This window comes from Streptomyces griseiscabiei (assembly GCF_020010925.1).
Classification (GTDB): domain Bacteria; phylum Actinomycetota; class Actinomycetes; order Streptomycetales; family Streptomycetaceae; genus Streptomyces; species Streptomyces griseiscabiei.
On the sequence record NZ_JAGJBZ010000001.1, the window covers coordinates 451,057 to 471,153 of the forward strand.

Genomic DNA, 20,097 nt, shown 5'->3' on the forward strand with positions numbered 1-20,097 from the left:
GGAGTGCGCGCATGACACAGAATGTCGGCGCATCGTCCAGGCAGGTTTTCCTCGACGCGGCGGAGGAGCTGCTCGCCCGGCGCGGTTACGCCGCCATGTCGATCGCCGCGGTGTGCAAGGCGGCCGGTCTGCCCGTCGGTTCGCTCTACTGGCACTTCAAGAACAAGGCGGACCTGGCGGTGGGGGTGCTCAGGCACGGCACCGAACGCTTCTTCGAGGATCTGCCCACGGGCACCGATGTCGTCGGCACTCCCCGCGAGCGGCTGGAGCGCTACTACATGACGGCGGCCGAGGTCTTCGAGCGCTCCCCCCGGTTCCTGCGGGTGGAGCTCCTGCTGAGTCTGCAGGAGTACGACGACCTGGACGTGCGCTCGGAGACGGCACGGATCCACGAGGCCCTCGTCGACCGTATCGCCGGGGTGATCGAACCGGTGGCCCACGAGGCGGGGCTCGCCGACGCGCCCGCCGTCGCGCGGGAACTGGCCGGTATGACGCTCGACATCACCGCCGGCGCCATCGTGGCCCACTCGCTGGGGAGCCAGGACTACGCCACCAGCCTGCGGCGCGCCCTCGACGCCGTCCTCGCGATGATCGACCGGCGGGCGGGCCTCAGTTGCGCGTGAGGTGAGCCGCACGGTCCGCGATCCGCACGGTGTCCGGTCTCCGCGTCACCTTCTGGCCGGTGAGACAGCCGAACACCACCACGGCCGCGGACACCACCGCGCCGAACAGGAACACCTGGACGTACGCGGACGACGGCGGGTAGCTCCGGCCCGCCGGAGGGGACAGCAGGGCCCCCACCGTCGCGCTCGCCGCCGCCGAGCCGATCCAGCGGCTGAGCGCGTTGATGCCGTTCGCAGCGCCGAAGTCCGCCGCCGGAACATGCCGGGCGAGCAGCACCGGCAGAGCCGAGGCACCGATGCCGACGGCGCCCGCCACCGCGGCTCCGCCGACCATCACCTGCCAGGGCGCGTCATGCAGGAGGACCAGACCCAGATAGCCGGCCAGTCCGGCGCAGCCCCCCACGATCACGGCACTGCGGCCTCCGGACCGCCGGACGAGTCGGTTGTCCAGCAGGGATCCGCCCATCGCGGTCGCCAGGCCCGGCAGCATGAAGACCAGCGACGCCGAGAGGACGGACGCCCCGAAGCCGTAGCCGGTCAGGGACGGGGACTCCTGTACGAACTGCGACACCGGCAGCCGTCCGATGATGATGAGTGCTCCGCTCAGCATGGCCAGGCAGTTGATCAGCAGTACGGCCTTGTCGCGGAGCCCCCGCAGGTCCACCAGCGGCTCGGGCGACCGCAGTTCGACCGCCACGAAGAGCGAGCACAGCACCGCGCCCACACCGACGGCGCCCAGGATCGCGGGTGAGGACCAGCCCCAGGCCCGCCCCTGGGAGAGCGCGATGAGCCAGGGGACGAGGAAGCCGCTCAGCAGAGCCGCGCCCCACCAGTCCACCCTGCCGCCGCCGTCGGGCCGCACCGCTCCCGGCAGGTAGCGCGCGGCCATGACGAGGATCACGGTGGCCAGCAGGCACTGCGCGGCGAAGGCCAGCCGGTAGTCACCGCCCGTTCCGCTCATCAGGCCCGCCGCGACGATGCCGAGACTCGCGCCGACACCCAGGGCACCGGCGACGCGGGAGGTCCCGGCGGCCACCCGGCCGGCCGGGAGTTCCTCCCGTACGAGACTCACCGCAAGGGAGTACAGGGCACCGCTGGCGCCCTGGAGCACCCGTCCGAGGATCAGCACCGGCAGCGACGCGACACTCATGCACAGCAGGGAACCGAGCACGACCGAGGCGAGGCAGAGCAGGATCAGCGGCCGTCTGCCCCGCAGGTCGGACACCCTTCCCAGTACCGAGGCCGACACGGCCGACGACAGCAGGCTGGCCGTGAGAGCCCATCCGGCGGTGGCGGTACCGACTCCCAGTTGCCTGCCGATCTCCGGTACCAGGGGCACCACCACGGTCTGCAGGGACGCCCCGAGCCCTGAGGCACAGGCGAGGGTGAGGATCATGGCCCTGTGTGTGTCGACGGGGCTGTCGCTGTGAGTCGGCATGCGCCGCAACCTACGGAAGATCCCCGTTGATCCGGTTCTCCGCGTTCCGGCCGCTGGAACCCGCCGACTGCCGCGTTCCAGCGGCCGGAACACTCGCGCGCCAAGGCCGCCCGACTGTTCCTAGCCTCTGCTGTCCGGCACCGGAGCGGAGGAACACATGCGGGGCAGTACAGAGCATCACGTGATCGTCGGGGGCAGTGCGGCAGGTGTCGCCGCCGCACTCGCCCTGCGCGACCACGGATTCCCCGGAAGGGTGACCGTGGTCGACGCCGGCGGTGAACTTCCCTACGAACGGCCCCCGTTGTCCAAGGCCCTGACCGGCCCGGCGACCCGGTTCCTGGTGCCCATCCTGCCCGCCGAGGTCTACGCCGAACGGGACATCGAGCTCCTGACGGGCAGGCGTGTGCTGGCCCTGGAGCCCACACGCCGTCTCCTCGTCCTGGACGACGGCCGCGCCCTGCACGCCGACCGCGTGCTCCTGGCGACGGGAGCCACGGCCGTCCTGCCGAAGCTGCCCGGCGTCCACCTCCCCGGCGTGCTCACCCTGCGCGACGCCCACGACGCCAGGGAGCTCGCGGGGCGGCTGGGGCGCGGCGGTCCCGTGGTGGTGGTCGGCGGCGGGTTCATCGGACTGGAGGTCGCCGCGGTGGCCCGTGAGGCGGGCCTGGACGTCACGGTCGTGGAACAGGCCCCGAGGCCGCTGGAGCGCCCACTCGGACCGGACCTGGCCGGACACGTGACCGGTCTGCACACGAGCCGCGGCGTCCGCGTCCGTACCGGTGTGTCGGTCCTGGAGTTCACCGGCGGCGACGAGGTCGAAGGGGTCCGGCTGACCACCGGCGAGGTGCTGCCCGCGGCCGTGGTCGTGGTGGGTGTCGGGGTGCGCCCTGACACCGCCCTCGCCGAGCGCGCCGGTGTCGCGTGCGACCAGGGGGTGATCGTCGACCTCCGGTGCCGCACCAACGACCCGTGGATCCTCGCCGCCGGTGATGTCACGCGCCAGCCGAACCCCCACCTGACCGCCCCGGGACGCATCGAGCACTGGGACAACGCGCAGAAGCAGGGGGCCGTAGCCGGTGCCGTGATGGCCGGGGCGGAGGACCGGGAGCACACCGACCTGCCGTACTTCTACTCGGAGCAGTTCGGCCACACCCTGCAGATGTACGGCCGCTTCGCCGCCGGTGACACCTTCGTGCTGCGCGACGACGCCACGGACGCCTCCTTCCTCGGCTTCTGGCTGGGTGACGGGCGTATCACCGCGGCGGCCGCCCTCGACCGGCCGAAGGACCTGCGCACCGTCCGCCCGCTCATCGAAACCGGGGCGCCCGTGACGGCGGCGGACCTCTCCTCACCGGGCACGAACCTGCGCGCACTCGCGAAGTCCGCGAAGGCGTTCAAACCACTGGAACGATCGCTCGCCTCCGGTGCCGGTGTCGTCTGAGACTGCGTCCACGCATCACACGAAGGAGCACCCCTGATGCCCTGGATCCGTGCCTGCGCGGCCGACGAGCTGGAGGAGGAGGACGCGGTCGTCGTCCCCTCCCAGCCGCCCGTCGCCGTGTTCAACGCCGACGGCGAGTACTTCGCCACCGCGGACACCTGCACCCACGGCCAGTTCGCCCTGTCCGACGGTTACGTGGAGGACGCCGTGGTGGAGTGCGCGCTGCACTCCGCCAAGTTCTGCCTGCGGACGGGCAAGGCACTGACCCTGCCCGCCACCGAGCCGCTGCGTACCTTCCCCGTCCGCGTCGAGGACGGGGACCTGTACGTGGAGATCGACGACACAATGATCAAGGAGCCTGTCTCATGAGTGAAGTCATCGCTCTGGCCTACGTCGGGATCGAGGCGACCGACGTCGGCGCCTGGCGCACGTTCGCCACCGACGCCCTCGGCCTGCAGGCCGTGGAGGGACCCGACGGGGCGCTGCGGCTGCGGGCCGACGAGCGTGCCTACCGCGCGGAGATCCGTCAGGCGGACACCGACGGCCTGTCGCACCTCGGCCTGGAGGTGCGCAACGCGGCGGCTCTGTCGGACCTCGCCGAGAAGCTGGAGAACAACGGCGTCGCCGTCAAGCGGGACCAGGCCGAGCTCGCCGCCCGGCGCCAGGTCACCGACCTGATCGTCGTCGAGGACCCGGCCGGTAACACCCTGGAGATCTTCTACGGCCAGTTGTACGGCGAGACCGCGTTCGTGTCGCCCACCGGAGCCCGGTTCGTCACCCACGGCACCAAGGGCCTCGGCTTCGGTCACTCCTTCTTCCTCGTGCCCGACCTCAAGGCCGCGCTCACCTTCTACACCGAGCTGCTGGGCTTCCGCGTCAGCGACCGGATCCCCGAGGGCCCCAACGACGCCTACTTCCTGCGCTGCAACCCCCGCCACCACAGCATCGGGCTCGCCTCGGTACCCGGTATGGGATCGCGTCTGCTGCACATCATGTTCGAGGTCGACGACCTCGACGCCGTGGGCCGCGCCTACGACAAGTGCCGTGACGGCGCCGCCACCCTGGTCAACACCCTGGGCCGGCACTCCAACGACCAGATGCTGTCCTTCTACGTCCGCACCCCCTCCGGCTTCGACCTCGAGTACGGCTGCTTCGGCCTCCAGGTCGACGAGGACAGCTGGGAGGCCGTCGAACACCGCTACCCCGTCGAGAGCTGGTGGGGTCACAAGCGCACCCCCGACAACGTCCGCGGCCCCGAGCCGGGCTGGCAGTACTGACAGCCGCTCCCCACACCGAAAGGCCCGTCATGGCTCGCCACTTGCAGTTGAAGGAACCGGTCACCGAACGGCCGTACGAGAATTGGGGCACGATCGGGGCGGAACTGGCCGGGTGCCAGGTGCGTTTCGTCGAAGGCAGGCGATGGCGTCACCGGGTCATCGAGGCCGGATCCGACGGTCCGCCACTGCTCATGTACCACGGCATCGGCGGGCACGCGGAGACCTTCGCCCGCAATCTGCGGGCCCTGTCCGAGAACTTCCACGTCTACGCCGTCGACGCCCGCTTCCACGGCTTCTCCTCGAAGGACGACTTCGACCTGCCCCACATGTACGACGGCCTCGCGGACGGCGCCATCGACCTGATCGACGCGCTCGGTCACCGCAGCGTGTTCTACGAGGGCGAGTCCATGGGCGCCCAGCTCGGCGTCAACCTGGCCCTGCACCATCCGGAACGGTTCGACCGGATGATCCTCAACGCGGGGTTCTACCTCAACCGCCCCGACCGCGAGGGATTCACGCCCGCCGCCCGTGGTGCGTCGAACCTGGGGCAGCTCTCCGCGCTGGCCGTCACCGAACCCACGACCGAGAACATCGGCAACCGGCTGCAGTGGCTGGTGTCCCGGCCGGACCGGATGACCGACGACATGGTCTCGGTCCGCCGGCGGATCTACTCCGACCCGGAGGTCAACCGGTCGCTGCGCCGCATCTTCAATCTCGACGGAGGCGGCTCGTTCGGCCCCCACCTCTACGAGCCGTCGTACACCCACGACGACCTCAAGTCCTGGCGTCCCGAGACGCTGGTGCTCTGGGGTGAGCACAACCCGGGCCACGGTCCCGACTACGGCGAGTACTGGGCCGACGTGATCGGCGCCGACTTCTACGCCTTCGAGGACGCGGGCCACTGGCCGCAGTGGGAGAAGCCCCACGAGTTCAACGCGGTCGTCACCCAGTACCTCACACGCTGAGGACGCCCGTTCCCGATCCACCCCCACGCCCCCTTTCCGATCCACCCGCCCGCACACCCGCTGAGCCGGGTACCAGCACACCGAACGGAGACGGCATGAGTCTGCAAAGAGGCAGGGCATTCGTCGATGACGCCGAGACACTGATCGACCGGTCCATCTTCTCCGACCCGGTCCTGTACCGGCAGGAACTGGGCCGCGTCTTCGCCCGTAGCTGGCTGTTCCTGGCCCACGAGAGCCAGTTCAAGAAGGCCGGCGACTTCTACTCCACCTACATGGGCGCCGACCCCGTCATCGTCACCCGGCAGCGGAGCGGTGACTACAAGGTGCTGCTCAACTCGTGCCGTCACCGCGGGATGCGGGTCTGCCGCTACGACTCGGGCAACGCCAAGGCGTTCACCTGTCCGTACCACGGCTGGTCCTACGGCACCGACGGCTCGCTGCTGGCCGTTCCCATGGAGGAGGCCGCCTACGGCGACGGGCTGGACCGCTCCGCGTGGGGCCTGGCCGTGGTGCCCCGCGTGGAGACGTACAAGGGGCTCGTGTTCGGCACCTGGGACACCGAGATCCCGTCGCTGGCCGAGTTCCTCGGTGACTTCCGGTACTACCTCGACGTCCTCGTCGACCCGGACGAGCAGGGCTGCTCGGTGGCGACCGGCGTGCACAAGTGGCGGATGCAGGGCAACTGGAAGCTCGCGTCCGAGCAGTTCGCCGGCGACATGTACCACGCCTTCTCCACCCATCTGTCGGCCCTGATCGCCGAGGCGCCGCGTTCCAAGGGGATCCGCCCGCCCGAGCTCGGCTTCCAGGTCGGCATGGAGGGCGGCCACGGCCTCGGCGGCTACGCGGGCTACCCGTACTGGCACTCGCAGGGCTTCTCGGACGAGGTCGCGGACTGGATGGGCGCCTTCTGGGAGCGCGCCGCGCAGCGGCTCGGCCGGGCCCGCACCACGGACTCCGTCCTGATCCACGGCACCGTCTTCCCGAACATGTCCATGCTGTTCAACCGCTGGATGATGCGGGTCTGGCAGCCCAAGGGGCCGGACGCCATGGAGGTCCACTCCTGGGTGCTCCTTCCCAACAGCGCCCCGCCCGCCGTGCGCCGCGCCCTGCTCCTCGACTACCAGCGGCACTTCAGCGCCTCCGGTACCTGGGAACAGGACGACGCCGAGCAGTGGAACTACAGCACCAACAGCAGCGACGGCTTCGTCACGGCCGGTCTTCCGCTGCACTACGGCATGGGCGTCGGCCGGGGCCCGAACAAGGAGTTCCCGGAGTTCCCCGGAACCGTCGACGACGTCCTCAGCGAGATCAACCAACGGCAGTTCTACCGGCGTTGGTCGGAGCTGATGGCCGTCCCGCAGCCGTCCGAGACGGCCGCTCCCCGGACACCCGCCGCCGACCGCGACTCCCACTCACACTCCGGCTCCGACTCCGACTCCGCGAAGGCAGTGATCGCATGACCGCCCTGTTGCCCGAGACCGGATCCGGTGTCACCGTGGAACGGCTGCTGCTCCAGTACGAGATCGAGCAGTTCCTCTACCACGAGGCGGACCTCCTCACCCGGCACGAGCTCGACGCCTGGCTGGAACTGTTCACCGACGACCTGCGGTACTACATGCCGATCCGGCGCAACCACTCCTCCCGGGACCCGGAGACCATCGAGGACGACGGCGCGCTCGCCGTCATCGACGACGACAAGTCCTTCCTCGCGGAGCGCATAGCCAAGATCCACACCGGCAAGGCGTGGGCCGACGACCCGCTGGCCCGCGTGCGCCATCTGGTCACCAACGTGGTCGTCGGCGAGGCGGACCCGGAGACCGGGGAGATCACGGTCGACTCGTACCTCCTCATCAACCGCAACCGCCTGGAGGACGAGCAGGACTCCTTCGTCTGCGGCCGCACCGACCGGCTCCGGCGCACCCCGGACGGTCTGCGGATCAGCCGGCGCCGGATCATGCTCGACCAGTCGGTGATCCTCAGCAAGAACATGAGCGTGATGTTCTGATGGGAACGCACAGCGGCTGGGTGCAGGACCAGGTCGTCGCCGTCACCGGCGGCGGCTCGGGTCTCGGCCGCGCCCTGGTCGACACCCTCGTCGAGGAGGGCGCGAACGTCGTCGTCCTGGAGCGGTCCGCGGCCAAGGCCGAGGCCCTGCGGGCCGACCACGGGCCGGACCGGGTGCGGGTCGTCGAGGGCGATGCCACGCTCCTCGCCGACAACCGGGAGGCGGTCGCCACCGCGCTGGAGGCGTTCGGCCGACTCGACTGCTTCGTCGCGAACGCCGGCCTGTGGGACTTCTCCACCCGGCTGGCGGACATGCCCGACGAAGCGGTCTCGGCGGCCTTCGACGAGGTGTACGCCCTCAACGTCAAGGCACCGCTACTGGGCGCGAAGGCCGCTCTCGACGCCCTGCGGGCCACCAACGGCTCCCTGGTCGTCACCCTGTCCAACGCCGCCCTGTACCCGGGCGGCGGAGGCAGCCTGTACGTGTCGTCCAAACACGCCGGGCTCGGGCTGGTCCGCCAGCTGGCCTGGGAGCTGGCTCCCGACGTACGGGTGAACGCCGTCGCCCCCGGCGGCATGTCGACCGACCTGCGGGGACCCGCCGCCCTCAAGTACGCCGACACACCGCTGAGTTCACTTCCCATGGACGACATCATGGAGAAGCACGGGCCCCTGCGCCGGGCCCCCAGGCCTCAGGACTACGTCGGCGGCTTCCTCCTCCTGGCGTCCCGCCGCTACGGCTCCATGTCCACCGGCACCGTGGTGGACGTGGCCGCCGGGCGCGGCATCGCGCTCAGCCTGCACGAGAACTGACGGGCCGTCCGGGCCGCCGACCTGACAGGGCGGCGGCCCGGCCTCCCGGCCTCAGCACACCGAATCCGGAGTGATACCCCATGCTTGATTCCCACGCGCCGCAGCGGCGGCGATGACCGACGCCGTCGTCCGCAAGGCAGCGGACACGCTCTTCGACGCCGAGCGGTCCGGCGTCCCCTGCTCCCCCGTGCGAGGCCTGCTCTCCGAGGGCGACGTGACGTCCGCGTACGCCGTGCAGCGCATGAACGTCGAGCGGCGGCTGCACGACGAGCGCCGTGTCGTCGGCCGCAAGATCGGTCTCACCTCACCCGCCGTACAGGCCCAACTCGGGGTCGACCGGCCGGACTTCGGTGCCCTGCTGTCCGACATGGCCGTGGCCGACGGCGCCACGGTCCCGGCGGGACGTCTGCTGCAGCCGAGGATCGAGGCGGAGGTCGCGCTGGTCCTCGGCCGCGATCTGCCGCACCCGCAGACGACGGTCGCCGACGTAATCCGGGCCGTCGACTTCGCGCTGCCCGCCCTGGAGATCGTCGACAGCCGGATCGCCGGCTGGGACATCACGCTGGTGGACACGGTCGCCGACAACGCCTCCTCGGGCCTGTTCGTCCTCGGCACCGCGCCGGTTCCGCTGACCTCGGTGGATCTGCGGTCCGTGCGGATGACCCTCCTCAAGAACGGCCAGCCGGTCTCCGAGGGCAGCGGCCGAGACTGCCTCGACGGCCCGCTCAACGCGGCCGTCTGGCTGGCCTCGACCCTGGCCGCCATGGGCGACCCGCTGCGCGAGGGCGACATCGTCCTCACCGGGGCACTGGGCCCCATGGCCGTGGCGACGCCCGGCAGTTCCTTCGAGGCCCGCATCTCCGGTCTGGGCAGCGTCCGGGTCGGCTTCGCACCGGACGACAAGGAGAACGACAAGTGAGCACGACAGCCCCGGGCGACCGCACCAAGGTGGCCGTGATCGGGTCCGGCAACATCGGCACCGACCTGATGATCAAGGTCCTCCGGCTGTCGGACAGCCTGGAGATCGCCGCGATGGTCGGCATCGACCCCGACTCGGACGGCCTGGCCCGCGCCCGCCGCCTGAAGGTCGCCACCACCCACGGGGGCATCGACGGCCTGGTCGCCATGGACGAGTTCGCCGACGTCCGGATCGTCTTCGACGCGACGTCCGCCGGCGCCCACCGCCACCACGACGAGATCCTGCGCGCGCACGGCCGCACCGTCGTCGACCTCACCCCGGCCGCCCTCGGACCGTACGTCGTCCCGCCGGTCAACGGCGACGCCCATCTCGACGCGCCCAACGTCAACATGGTCACGTGCGGCGGCCAGGCGACCATCCCGGTCGTCGCCGCGGTCAACGCCGTCACCCCCGTGCACTACGGCGAGATCGTCGCGTCCATCTCCTCCCGCTCCGCCGGGCCCGGCACCCGGGCGAACATCGACGAGTTCACGGAGACCACCGCGTCCGCGATCGAGAAGGTCGGCGGCGCGGCCCGCGGCAAGGCGGTGATCGTCCTCAACCCCGCCGAGCCCCCGCTGATCATGCGCGACACCGTGCACTGCCTCGTCGGCGACTGCGACGACGCGGCGGTGACCGCCTCCGTCGAGGCGATGGTCGAGCGGGTGCGGGCGTACGTGCCGGGCTACCGGCTCAAGCAGAAGGTGCAGTTCGACCGGGTCGTCACCGACGACCCGCTGCGCGGCTTGCTCCCGACGGGCACGAAGAGCCAGGCCGTGAAGGTGTCGGTCTTCCTGGAGGTGGAGGGCGCCGCCCACTACCTGCCCGCCTACGCCGGAAACCTCGACATCATGACCTCGGCCGCGCTGCGCACCGCCGAACGCATGGCCGCCCACGGCGCCTCGAAGGCGGTGACCGCATGACCCCCACGCTGTATGTACAGGACGTGACCCTGCGGGACGGCATGCACGCCGTCCGGCACCGGTACACCGTCGACCAGGCCCGCACCATCGCGGGCGCGCTGGACGCGGCCGGGGTCGCGGCGATCGAGATCTCGCACGGCGACGGGCTCGCCGGGTCCAGCATCACCTACGGCGTCGGCGCCCACACCGACTGGGAGTGGATCGAGGCCGTCGTGGGCGCCGTACGGCATGCCGTGCCGACCACGCTGCTGCTGCCGGGCATCGGCACCCTGCACGACCTCAGGCAGGCCCACGCGCTGGGGGTCCGCTCCGTGCGGGTGGCCACCCACTGCACCGAGGCCGACATCTCCGCCCAGCACATCGCCGCGGCCCGGGAGATGGGCATGGACGTGGCGGGCTTCCTGATGATGTCCCACATGGCCGAACCATCCGAACTGGCCCGCCAGGCCAAGCTGATGGAGTCCTACGGCGCCCATTGCGTCTACGTCACCGACTCCGGCGGCCGGCTCACCATGGACGGCGTACGCGACCGGCTGCGCGCCTACCGCGACGTCCTCGACCCTGCCACCGAGCTCGGCATCCACGCCCACCACAACCTCGCCCTCGGCGTCGCCAACACCGTCGTCGCTGTCGAGAACGGGGTGACCCGCGTGGACGCCTCCCTGGCCGGGCAGGGCGCGGGCGCGGGCAACTGCCCGCTGGAGGCGTTCGTCGCGGTGGCGGACCTGATGGGCTGGAAGCACGGCTGCGACCTGTTCCCCCTCATGGATGCCGCAGACGACCTGGTGCGCCCGCTCCAGGACCGGGACGTGCGCGTCGACCGCGAGACCCTCACCCTCGGCTACGCCGGCGTCTACTCCAGCTTCCTGCGCCACGCCGAGGCCGCCTCCCAGCGGTACGGCATCGACACGCGTGCCCTCCTCGTCGAGGTCGGCCGCCGCGGGATGGTGGGCGGCCAGGAGGACATGATCACCGACATCGCGCTGGACCTGCTGGACAGCAGCCGGGCCTGACCGCTCGTCGAGGGTCGCCTGTGCGTTTGTGCCGGGCGGCGGCCCCGGGACGCCGTCGATGTGGGCGGTGACCGCATGAGGTCTCGTCCCGCCAGGACCTTGAGACGCGGGCACCCGGCACGCTCGGGTGGAGCCGGAGAGAGCCGCGCGCTGCGCACCCTGGCGCAGGGCCCCGGCGGACGCACGGCCGGCAAGGGCGGACCAGGAGGGAGACCGTCCCGGGCGGGCCCCGTTCGCCCGGGACGGTCTCCACCGAGGAGGGTGGTGTCGGCGCGGGTCACCCGCAGGCGACGGACTCGCCGGACCGGGCGTGCACCGAGCGCACCGCGTCCGCGAGTGCGGGAGCCGCCTCGGCGCCGGCGTCGGCGATCCCCACTCCGTAGCGGAACCGCAGGGTGGAGCCGTCCGCCACGGTCATCTCCTCGCTGAAGAACGGCGCCGGGTTGAGGCAGGCGAACTCCTCCGTGCGGGCGAACCACTGCGGCGGGTGGCAGGGGTTGGCCGCGTCGTCGACCATGAGCACGAGCGACTGCTCGTCCGACTCGTCGTGGCGGCCCTCGAAGCCCATCCAGCCCATGCGCCGTCCGCGTACCTCGTCGCCGCCCAGACCTTCCTCGGTGACGAACCGGCCGCCGGTGAACGACCGCGGGCCGCGCCAGAACAGGCCGCCGTATCCGGCGTTCTCCCGTCCCTTGGTGGTCGGTGATCCCATGGCGACGTCCGCCCCGGACACGTTCGTCATCTCCGTCTCGAACGTCAGCGCCCATGCCTGCGGGGAGAGCAGTTCCGCTCGCAGCGTCCTGCGTTCGGTGAAGAACAGTGCGCCGGACTGGGTGATCCACTCCAGTTCGTGCGCGAACGTCGCCGTACCGCCGTCCCGGTCGAGAGCGGTGATCCGGCGGTGCGCCTGGGTGCCGTTGTTCTCCAGCTGGACGTAGAAGCGGCCGTGGATGTAGGTGGGGCCGCCCCAGAAGTTCTCCTCGCCCACGTGTGGCAGGGGCCAGGCGATGCCCTTGTGCCAGACGTGGTCGTGCGGGCGGAACAGGCTGACCGTGTTGCCGCCGCGGGTGCGCAGCGGGTGGATGTAGGGCTTGGGTGACTCCAGTTGGACGGTGTCCGGCCGGTACACGTAGTGGAAGATTTCGGTGTCTGCGTCGCGGACCGTGGCCGAGGTACCGACGTCGTGGCTGATGTGCAGAGTGTTCATACGAGGGTCTCCTTGACCGGCTCCCACGGCACGGCGCCGCCGTCCATGCTGAGCGTGAACGGGTCGTCGCCCGCCAACTCCCCTGCGGTGACGGGGACACCGCGGAACGCGGAGGCGTAGGTCGCCGCCGCGAACTCCAGGGTGCGACGCGCGTCGACCAGGGAGACCCCCGGTTCCCGACCCGCCTCCCAGGCGTCGAACACGGCCTCGATCTGCAGCCGGTGGCCGCTGATGAGGTCAGGCCCGGCACCGTCGTTCCACAGGGCGGCGAGTTCCTCGTGGCCGGAGGCCGGTGTGAAGCGCCAGTGCTCCTCGCGGTAGCCGTAGAGGTGCTCGAGTTCGACCGTGGCGTGTTCGAAGTCGAAGCGCAGCCGGGACGTCTCCCTCGGGGACAGCAGGGAGTTGACCACCGTGGCGAGGGCTCCGTCCGCGAACCTGACCGCGGCGACCGAGACGTCCTCGGTGTCGGTGGGCCTGGCCCGGCGGTCGGCGAGCGCGGTGATCACGGACCAGGGGCCGAGGACCGACACCATCAGGTCGAACTGGTGGATGCCGTGCCCCATGGTGGGACCGCCGCCCTCGGCGTCCCAGCATCCGCGCCACGGCACCTCGAAGTACTCGTCGGGCCGGTACCACAGGGTCTCGCAGGTGGCGACGTGCGGCCGGCCCAGCGCACCGGACTCGACCAGCCGCCGCAGCCGTACGGCGGTCGCGCCGTAGCGGTGCTGGAAGACGGTCAGGACCCGGGACCCGGTCTGCTCCTGCACCTCGGCCAGTTCGTCCATCTCGCGCAGACTCAGCGCGGTCGGCTTCTCTACCAGGGCGGTGGCACCGGCCCGCATCACCTGGGCGGCCAGGGGCGCGTGGGTCCGGGGCGGTGTGCAGATGTGCACGAGGTCGAGCGGCTCGCCGCTCTCCAGCAGCGCCGTCGGGTCACTGAAGACCTGCGGTACGCGGAAGCGGTCGGCGAACTCGGCGGCGCGATTCGGGTCGAGGTCGGCGACGGCGACCAGCCGGGCGCGTTCGGAGAGTTCGCCGAGGGCTTCGGCGTGGGCGTGGGCTATCCCTCCGGTGCCGATGATGGCCACGCGGTAGGGCGGCCGGGAGCTGGGCATGGGTGGTTTCTCTTCCTTCGTTTCCGGACCGGTCGTCGCGGTATCGCCCTGGGAGCCCGCCGACAGCGGCGGGCTCCCCTGGGGAACCATCACTTGGCGGCGTCGATCTCGCCCTGGAGCTCCTTGATGAACGCCTTCGCGGCGGCCTCGGGCGAGGTCTTGTTGAAGTAGACCTGCTGGCTGTAGCGCTGCAGCTCCGGCTCGATCCCGCTGCCGCCGTTCGGGGTGACGACCGGCGCCTCGCCCGGCGTCACGGCCTTCATGTAGTCGGCCGCCTCCTTGTCCGTTCCCGACAGACCCGCCTCCAGGTGCTGCAGCATCTGCTTGTTCGCGGGGATGCCGCGTTCCGTCCTGAGGATGTCGGCGGCCTTCTCGTTGTTCAGCAGGAAGTTGACGAACGCGGCCGCCTCGGCGGGGTGCTTGGTCTGGCTGGAGACCGCCCAGTACATGGAAGGCTTGAAGAAGTTCGCCTTCACGGTGCCCTCATGCGGCATCTGCAGCAGCTTCAGATGCGCGCCGGTCGCCTGCTGCAGGGCGGTGACCTGCGTGTTGTAGGCGCCGGTCATGGCCGACTTGCCGGTCGCGAAGCTGCCGGCGGTGATACCGGCGGTCAGGTCCTCGACCATGGTCGAGGCGCTGACGTTGGCGCCCGAGGAGATCAGCTTCTGTCCGAACGCCCACATGTCGGTGAGCGCCTTGGGCTTGAGGGAGACGTTGCCGTCCTTGTCGAAGAGGTTGCCGCCCTCCTGGCGGGCCCAGTACTTGATGTCACCGGCGGAGAACCCGGGCGCACCGGAGGCGCCGTGGATCTTGCCGCCGCTCTTGTCCGTCAGCTCCTTGGCGACCTTGGCGTAGTCGTCCCAGGTCCACCTCTTGTCGTCGGGCAGGGCCACGCCGTACTTCTTGAACAGGTCGGTGTTCACGACCACGGACATGACGCCGACGCCGACGCCGATGGGAAGCGCGTACTGCGTGCCGTTGACCTGGCCGGTGGCGAGGGACTTGGCGTCGAACTGGGAGGTGTCGACCAGCTTCTTGGCCTTGCCGAGGTCGTACAGCGCGCCGCGGTCCGCGTAGGAGGCGAGGTAGAGCTCGTCCATCTGCACCACGTCGGGCGAGTCCTTGGCCGCGGTCGTGGTGGCGAGCGCGTCCCAGTAGCCGTTCCAGTCCTTGTACTGCCCCTTGACGGTGATGTTGGGGTACTTCTTCTCGAACGCCGCGATGACCGAGTTGGTGAGCTTGGCCCGGTTGGCGTCTCCCCACCAGTCGAGGTTGATGGTGACCGGCTTGTCGCTGAGCTTGTCGGCGTTGCCGGCGCTGCCGCTGGAGCAGGCCGTCAGGACGAGCGAGAGCGAGGCGACCGCGCCGATGACGAGGCGTCTGGAGGGGCTGGAGTTCATGGGCTTCTCCGTAGGTTGTCAGGCGGCCCGGGGTGGGGCGGTCTGTCGGTGCTGCGCTGCGACCGGGCGGCCATGTCTCGTTCGCCGCCGTGGTTCTGCGGTGACCTGCGCGGTCACTTGCCGCCGGTGGTCGCGATGCCGCGCAGCAGGAAGCGCTGCCCGCCAAGGAAGACGAGGAAGACGGGCACGAGCGAGACGACGCTCATGGCGAACACCGAACCCCAGTCGGTCGCGCTCTGCTGGTCCACGAAGGCCCGCAGCGCGAGGGGGGTGGTGTACTTGTCCGGATCGGTGAGATAGATGAGCTGGGTGTAGAAGTCGTTCCAGGTCCAGATGAAGGTGAAGATCGCGGTGGTCGCCAGGGCCGGGACCATCAGGGGCAGGATGAGGTTGAAGAAGATCCGCAGGTGCCCCGCGCCGTCGATCCGTGCGGCCTCGTCGATCTCGCGCGGGATGCCGCGGATGAACTGCACCATGAGGAAGATGAAGAAGGCGTCGGTCGCCAGGAACTTCGGCACGATCAGCGGCAGGAAGGTGTTCACCCAGCCGAGCTGCGAGTACAGGATGTACTGCGGCACGATGATCACATGGACCGGCAGCATGATCGTGACGAGCATGATGGCGAACCACAGGCGCTTGGCCCGGAACTCCAGCCTGGCGAAGGCGTAGGCGGCCAGGGAACAGGCGAAGAGGTTGCCGAGGATCGCTCCGATCACGACGATCAGCGAGTTGACGAGGTAGTGGCTGAACGGCTGGGCGAAGGCGTGCCAGCCGTTGCTGTAGTTCTCGAGCCGCAGATGACTCAGGCCCAGTCCCGCGTTGCGGAAGATCTCGGCCTTGGGACGCAGCGAGCTGACCACCATCCACAGCACGGGGTACAGCATCGCCAGGGCGCAGGCACAGAGCAGGACGTGTTTGAGAACGGCGCGGACCCGGCGGCGGCCGCCCAGCGCCGCGCGACGGCGGGCGGCGGGCAACGAGCGGGGTACGGCCACGGCGCGGTCAGTCATCGTAAAACACCCAGTACTTGGAGGCCCAGAAGTTGACGGCGGTGAAGACCGCGACGATGAGGAGCAGGAGCCACGCGAGCGCGGAGGCGTATCCCATGTCGAACTGGCCGAACCCGCGCTGGTAGAGGTAGAGCGAGTAGAAGAGGGTGGAGTCGGCGGGGCCTCCGGTGCCGCCCGAGACCACGAAGGCCTGGGTGAACGTCTGGAAGGCGTGGATGATCTGCAGCACCAGGTTGAAGAAGATGATCGGTGTCAGCAGGGGAATGGTGATGCTGCGGAACTGCCGAAGGCGTGACGCGCCGTCGACGGAGGCCGCTTCGTAGAAGGAGGCGGGGATCTGCCGCAGCCCGGCGAGGAAGATCACCATGGGTGATCCGAACGTCCAGACGTTCAGGACGATGATGGTCGACAGCGCGGTCTTCGGTTCCGAGATCCAGCCCTGGCCATGGACGCCGAACAGGCCCAGGCCCTTGTTCACCAGCCCGCTGGTGCCGAAGATCGTGCGCCACAGCACGGCGATCGCGACGCTGCCGCCGATCAGTGACGGCAGGTAGAAGACGGAGCGGTAGAAGGACAGACCCCGCACTCCCTTGTCCAGCAGAAGGGCGAGGCCGAGAGCCAGCGCCAGCTGCAGGGGGACGGAGACCAGGACATAGGTGAACGTCACCTGCAGCGACTTGTGCAGACGGTCGTCGCTCAGCATGCGCGTCCAGTTGTCCAGTCCGCTGAACTGCGGTGGCTGCAGCAGGTTGTACTTGGTGAAGCTGAGGTAGAGCGAGGCCAGCATCGGGCCGAGAGTGATCCCGAACAGCCCGACGAACCAGGGCAGAAGAAAGAAGAACGCCGCCTTGTTCTCCTGTCGCGTGCCCCGTTGGGACCCGCGTAGTCGGCGTAGTTCGTTGATGGAGCTCACGGCACTGCTCCCTTGAGGCGGCATCGGCGCACAGCGACGGGCCCGGACCGGGCCCGTACGCCACGAAAGTGATCGTTCACTCTGGGGTTGCACTGCCCGGGCGATAGTGAACGATCACTTTTTGCGTCAAGGGTGTGTACTCTCTAGCTTCCGTAACGTTCGCGGATGGACGGGAGAGACGGATGGACGGCGCTGGCGCGGCGCAACGACGGCCGACGATCACCGATGTGGCGCGCCTCGCGGGCGTATCGCCCCAGACGGTGTCGCGGTACCTGCAGTTCAAGGGCGGGCTGAAGCCCGTGACCGTGGAGCGTGTGGAGTCGGCGATCCGCGAACTGGACTACCGCCCCAACCTGGTGGCGCGCTCCATGCGCACGCGCAAGACCGGGCGGCTGGCGGTCCTCATGCCCGCCATGGCCTTCAACCCCTCGCGCATGCTCGCGGGGGCCAGCGCGACGGCACACGCCGCGCAGTATTTCGTGGACGTCGTGAGCGCCGGGGGTGGCGTGCAGGCCAGAAGCGAACGCCTGCTGGAACTCGCCGATTCGGGGCAGTACGAGGGCATCCTCTCGCTCGCTCCCGTGCTCCCCGCGGTGGAGGGCAAGCTGCACCAGAGGACGACCGTGGTGATCTCGGCCGACTTCGACGACGAGATGCGCGGCATCGGGGAGCTGGCCGACGCCACGCCCCTGAAGCAGATGATCGAGCACTTGGCGGCGATCGGCCACTCCCGGTTCCTGCACGTGGCGGGCGACGCGCAGTTCGCCTCCGCGAGGGCACGCCGACAGAGCTATCTGAGCACGGTCGAACGCCTCGGGCTGGAGTCCGTCGGGGTCTTCGACGGCGACTGGTCCGGCGAGTCCGGCATCGAGGCGATCCGCTCACTGCCGAGCGACGCCCGGCCGACCGCGGTGATCGCGGCGAACGACCTGGTCGCCGCCGGCGTCGTGCGGGGTGCCCGGGAACGCGGATGGGACGTGCCGGGCGACATCAGCGTGACCGGCTGGGACAACGCCGGGGTGGGGCAGTTCATGACTCCGTCCCTGACCACCGTCGACGTGGACCTCGAACGACTCGGCAGCAAGGCCATGACCAAACTGCTCGCGAGTTTGCGTTATTCCACTCCTGCCGTACACGACGATCGTCTGTTCCGCATCATCTGGCGGGAATCCACGGCCGCGCCGCCCGCACAGGGGCCTTCCGGCGGCGGGCGGTGACCACGGGCAGGTGCTCACCGAGCGGGCGGGACGTCCGCCCCCGGTGGCCGCTATGCCGTGCGGTCGTCGCATGCGCCCGGTCATCGCGATGCCGTGCGGTCGTTGCGGGCATGCGGCGGCGCGGTGCCGCACCCCGACCGCCGCCGAGGCCAGTTCCGACAAGCGCCGAACGGCACCGCCTCCCGTGCCTGGTGGCCTCCGCCCCCGGCGTGCCACGGCGTGATCGCCCCACGCCACACCCCGGGCAGCCACCGAACTCAGTTCTGGTAGACGTCCAGGCGGCCGCACATGCCGAACCTCCCGCGCGCGGAGGGCTGTTCGGAACGCACCACGGCGTGCGCGAGATGTGAGTACTCCCCCTGTTCCAGCCAGTCGAGTTGCTCACCGGTGGCGGCAGCGGCTGCCTCGGCCCCCGGCGCCACCGCTCGCGCCACTCGGCAATGCGTGGCCGTACGAGAGCGGCGGCCGCCCGGTGGAACGCGGCGAGGGCCCGTGGTCCCTCCGCCTCGCGCAGTACCCGGTACCCCTCAAGGGCAAGGTCCCGCCGGGCCAGGGCGATGCGTGCCTGCTCCTCCTCGGGCGCGTCGGCCGGGATGACGGTGACGCGCGCGTACGTCTCGGCGTCGGTCAGGTACTCCGGGGGCAGCGTGAGGACGGCGTCCCCCGCCTCCGGCAGCCCGCTGTTCTGCCTCAGAACGGTGATCCGCAGATCGTCCTCGTTGACCAGCCGGTGGATGGTGCCGGGCGTGAAGCGGGCGACCGTGCCGGCCCGCAGCTCGGTGACCTCGTACCCCGACGCCGTCAGCGTCTGCACCGCTCCGCGTCCGCCGGTGACGACGTAGGCCTCCGAACACGCCAAGTGCATGTGAGGGGTGCCGCCGCACCCGCCGTCGGTCGCGGGCCAGTCGTAGACCGACAGGTGCGATACGGCCACGCCCCCCGGCAGTCCCGTGTTGATTCCGGCCATATCCATACGTATTCCATTCTTGGCAGCAATCGCTTGTCATCGCAATGAATGCAGCCCCCCTCCAAACCGCCGATCAATGTTCTGATTAAGATCGGAGCTGAAATCATGGATGCGCGAGGAGGGCAATGTGGGTAACGGGCTGACAGGCAAGAGTGTGTACGCATTCGGGGACAGTATCGTCTACGGACACGTGTACCCACGCAGCTTCGCGGACCTCGTCACGGAGCAGGAAAGCATGAACCTCACCAAGCTGGCCCGTAACGGCGCGACCATCGGCGCCGATCCGCACGCTTCCGGTGGGCAGATACTGGCGCAGATCGAGGACGCCCCCGCCGCCGCACCGGACTTCGTCCTCTTCGGCGGAGGCACCAACGACGCACAGTCGAACTTCCGAGATCACGCCTATGAACTGGCTGTCTACGCCGAGGCGGTGGAGCGGACGCTGCACACTGCGAGCCGGAGATGGCCGACCGCCCACATCGTCTACGTCACCGCCCACAAGCTCGGTTCGCGGGACTGGGACACACAGGTGGCCCTGCGCGAGATCACCTTGCGGGCCTGTCACGCATGGGGAGTGGCCGTCGCCGACGTTTTCGCGGACACGAATTTCGACACGCGCGAAGACGCCCAGCGCGTGACATACACATTCGACAATCTGGTCGACGGTTTCCCCGGCACGGGCGGAACGGGAACCCACCCGAATATGGCGGTCATGACAGAATTCTATGGCCCGGTGGTCCGGGCAAGAATGCGGCAGATGGTGACCCATTGATCGAAGCGGCTATCAGTTCTGCCGGGCCGACGTGATGCACG

General features: G+C 69.8%; 19 protein-coding genes and 1 pseudogene. 13 read left to right on the top strand and 7 right to left on the bottom strand.

Annotated elements, in window-relative coordinates; translation table 11 throughout:
• Positions 1-11 precede the first annotated feature (11 nt).
• Positions 12-623, top strand: a complete 612-nt coding sequence (locus tag J8M51_RS01870) for a TetR/AcrR family transcriptional regulator (RefSeq protein WP_086754900.1) — start codon at positions 12-14, stop codon at positions 621-623.
• Here J8M51_RS01870 and J8M51_RS01875 read toward each other — a convergent pair.
• Positions 610-2,061 (bottom strand): MFS transporter, encoded by a 1,452-nt coding sequence (locus J8M51_RS01875; RefSeq protein ID WP_086754901.1) that lies wholly within the window; start codon positions 2,059-2,061, stop codon positions 610-612. The two genes, J8M51_RS01870 and J8M51_RS01875, sit on opposite strands and share 14 nt — an antisense overlap.
• A 157-nt stretch (positions 2,062-2,218) precedes the next feature.
• Between J8M51_RS01875 and J8M51_RS01880 the strand changes: the two genes are divergently transcribed.
• From J8M51_RS01880 to dmpG, 10 genes are all read left to right on the top strand, one after another.
• Complete coding sequence (locus tag J8M51_RS01880) at positions 2,219-3,502, top strand: NAD(P)/FAD-dependent oxidoreductase (RefSeq protein ID WP_086754902.1); 1,284 nt, start codon at positions 2,219-2,221, stop codon at positions 3,500-3,502.
• 36 nt (positions 3,503-3,538) lie between these two features.
• The gene (locus tag J8M51_RS01885) at positions 3,539-3,871 is read left to right on the top strand and encodes a bifunctional 3-phenylpropionate/cinnamic acid dioxygenase ferredoxin subunit (protein ID WP_086754903.1); all 333 of its coding nucleotides are present in this window, start codon (positions 3,539-3,541) and stop codon (positions 3,869-3,871) included.
• The gene (locus tag J8M51_RS01890; protein ID WP_086754904.1) at positions 3,868-4,779 is read left to right on the top strand and encodes a VOC family protein; all 912 of its coding nucleotides are present in this window, start codon (positions 3,868-3,870) and stop codon (positions 4,777-4,779) included. Before J8M51_RS01885 ends, J8M51_RS01890 begins: the two co-directional genes overlap by 4 nt.
• A gap of 29 nt (positions 4,780-4,808) precedes the next feature.
• Entirely contained in the window at positions 4,809-5,744 is a 936-nt protein-coding gene (locus tag J8M51_RS01895; RefSeq protein ID WP_086754905.1) for an alpha/beta fold hydrolase, read from the top strand.
• Positions 5,745-5,839: 95 nt separating this feature from the next.
• Positions 5,840-7,204 carry an aromatic ring-hydroxylating oxygenase subunit alpha gene (locus J8M51_RS01900; protein WP_086754906.1) on the top strand — a complete coding sequence of 455 codons (1,365 nt, stop codon included), beginning with the start codon at positions 5,840-5,842 and terminating at the stop codon, positions 7,202-7,204.
• On the top strand, positions 7,201-7,749 hold the full coding sequence (locus J8M51_RS01905; RefSeq protein ID WP_086754907.1) for an aromatic-ring-hydroxylating dioxygenase subunit beta: 549 nt from the start codon (positions 7,201-7,203) through the stop codon (positions 7,747-7,749). Before J8M51_RS01900 ends, J8M51_RS01905 begins: the two co-directional genes overlap by 4 nt.
• Positions 7,749-8,561, top strand: coding sequence for a 3-(cis-5,6-dihydroxycyclohexa-1,3-dien-1-yl)propanoate dehydrogenase (gene hcaB, locus J8M51_RS01910; RefSeq protein ID WP_086754908.1), 813 nt, complete (start codon positions 7,749-7,751; stop codon positions 8,559-8,561). The genes J8M51_RS01905 and hcaB overlap by 1 nt, the downstream gene beginning before the upstream one ends.
• A gap of 112 nt (positions 8,562-8,673) precedes the next feature.
• Entirely contained in the window at positions 8,674-9,480 is an 807-nt protein-coding gene (locus J8M51_RS01915; RefSeq protein ID WP_086754909.1) for a 2-keto-4-pentenoate hydratase, read from the top strand.
• Positions 9,477-10,442, top strand: coding sequence for an acetaldehyde dehydrogenase (acetylating) (locus J8M51_RS01920; RefSeq protein WP_086754910.1), 966 nt, complete (start codon positions 9,477-9,479; stop codon positions 10,440-10,442). Before J8M51_RS01915 ends, J8M51_RS01920 begins: the two co-directional genes overlap by 4 nt.
• Complete coding sequence (dmpG, locus tag J8M51_RS01925; protein WP_086754911.1) at positions 10,439-11,455, top strand: 4-hydroxy-2-oxovalerate aldolase; 1,017 nt, start codon at positions 10,439-10,441, stop codon at positions 11,453-11,455. The genes J8M51_RS01920 and dmpG overlap by 4 nt, the downstream gene beginning before the upstream one ends.
• A 277-nt stretch (positions 11,456-11,732) precedes the next feature.
• Here the strand turns inward: dmpG and J8M51_RS01930 are convergent, their stop codons facing one another.
• The 5 genes from J8M51_RS01930 to J8M51_RS01950 form a co-directional block, all read right to left on the bottom strand.
• Positions 11,733-12,662 carry a DUF6807 domain-containing protein gene (locus J8M51_RS01930; RefSeq protein WP_086754912.1) on the bottom strand — a complete coding sequence of 310 codons (930 nt, stop codon included), beginning with the start codon at positions 12,660-12,662 and terminating at the stop codon, positions 11,733-11,735.
• Positions 12,659-13,777, bottom strand: coding sequence for a Gfo/Idh/MocA family protein (locus tag J8M51_RS01935; RefSeq protein WP_179203016.1), 1,119 nt, complete (start codon positions 13,775-13,777; stop codon positions 12,659-12,661). Before J8M51_RS01935 ends, J8M51_RS01930 begins: the two co-directional genes overlap by 4 nt.
• Positions 13,778-13,866: 89 nt before the next feature.
• On the bottom strand, positions 13,867-15,177 hold the full coding sequence (locus tag J8M51_RS01940) for an ABC transporter substrate-binding protein (RefSeq protein WP_086754914.1): 1,311 nt from the start codon (positions 15,175-15,177) through the stop codon (positions 13,867-13,869).
• Positions 15,178-15,290: 113 nt separating this feature from the next.
• Positions 15,291-16,187: a carbohydrate ABC transporter permease gene (locus J8M51_RS01945; protein ID WP_086754915.1), complete on the bottom strand. Its 897-nt coding sequence runs from the start codon at positions 16,185-16,187 to the stop codon at positions 15,291-15,293.
• Positions 16,180-17,124, bottom strand: a complete 945-nt coding sequence (locus tag J8M51_RS01950; protein WP_086754916.1) for a carbohydrate ABC transporter permease — start codon at positions 17,122-17,124, stop codon at positions 16,180-16,182. The genes J8M51_RS01945 and J8M51_RS01950 overlap by 8 nt, the downstream gene beginning before the upstream one ends.
• Positions 17,125-17,282: 158 nt before the next feature.
• On the opposite strand from J8M51_RS01950, the gene J8M51_RS01955 reads away from it, so the two are divergent.
• Positions 17,283-18,317: a LacI family DNA-binding transcriptional regulator gene (locus J8M51_RS01955; RefSeq protein ID WP_086754917.1), complete on the top strand. Its 1,035-nt coding sequence runs from the start codon at positions 17,283-17,285 to the stop codon at positions 18,315-18,317.
• 257 nt (positions 18,318-18,574) lie between these two features.
• Here the strand turns inward: J8M51_RS01955 and J8M51_RS01960 are convergent.
• Positions 18,575-19,284, bottom strand: a pseudogene (locus J8M51_RS01960) (cupin domain-containing protein).
• Between the two features lie 109 nt (positions 19,285-19,393).
• Between J8M51_RS01960 and J8M51_RS01965 the strand changes: the two are divergent.
• Positions 19,394-20,056, top strand: a complete 663-nt coding sequence (locus tag J8M51_RS01965) for an SGNH/GDSL hydrolase family protein (protein ID WP_086754918.1) — start codon at positions 19,394-19,396, stop codon at positions 20,054-20,056.
• The last annotated feature ends 41 nt before the right edge of the window (positions 20,057-20,097 follow it).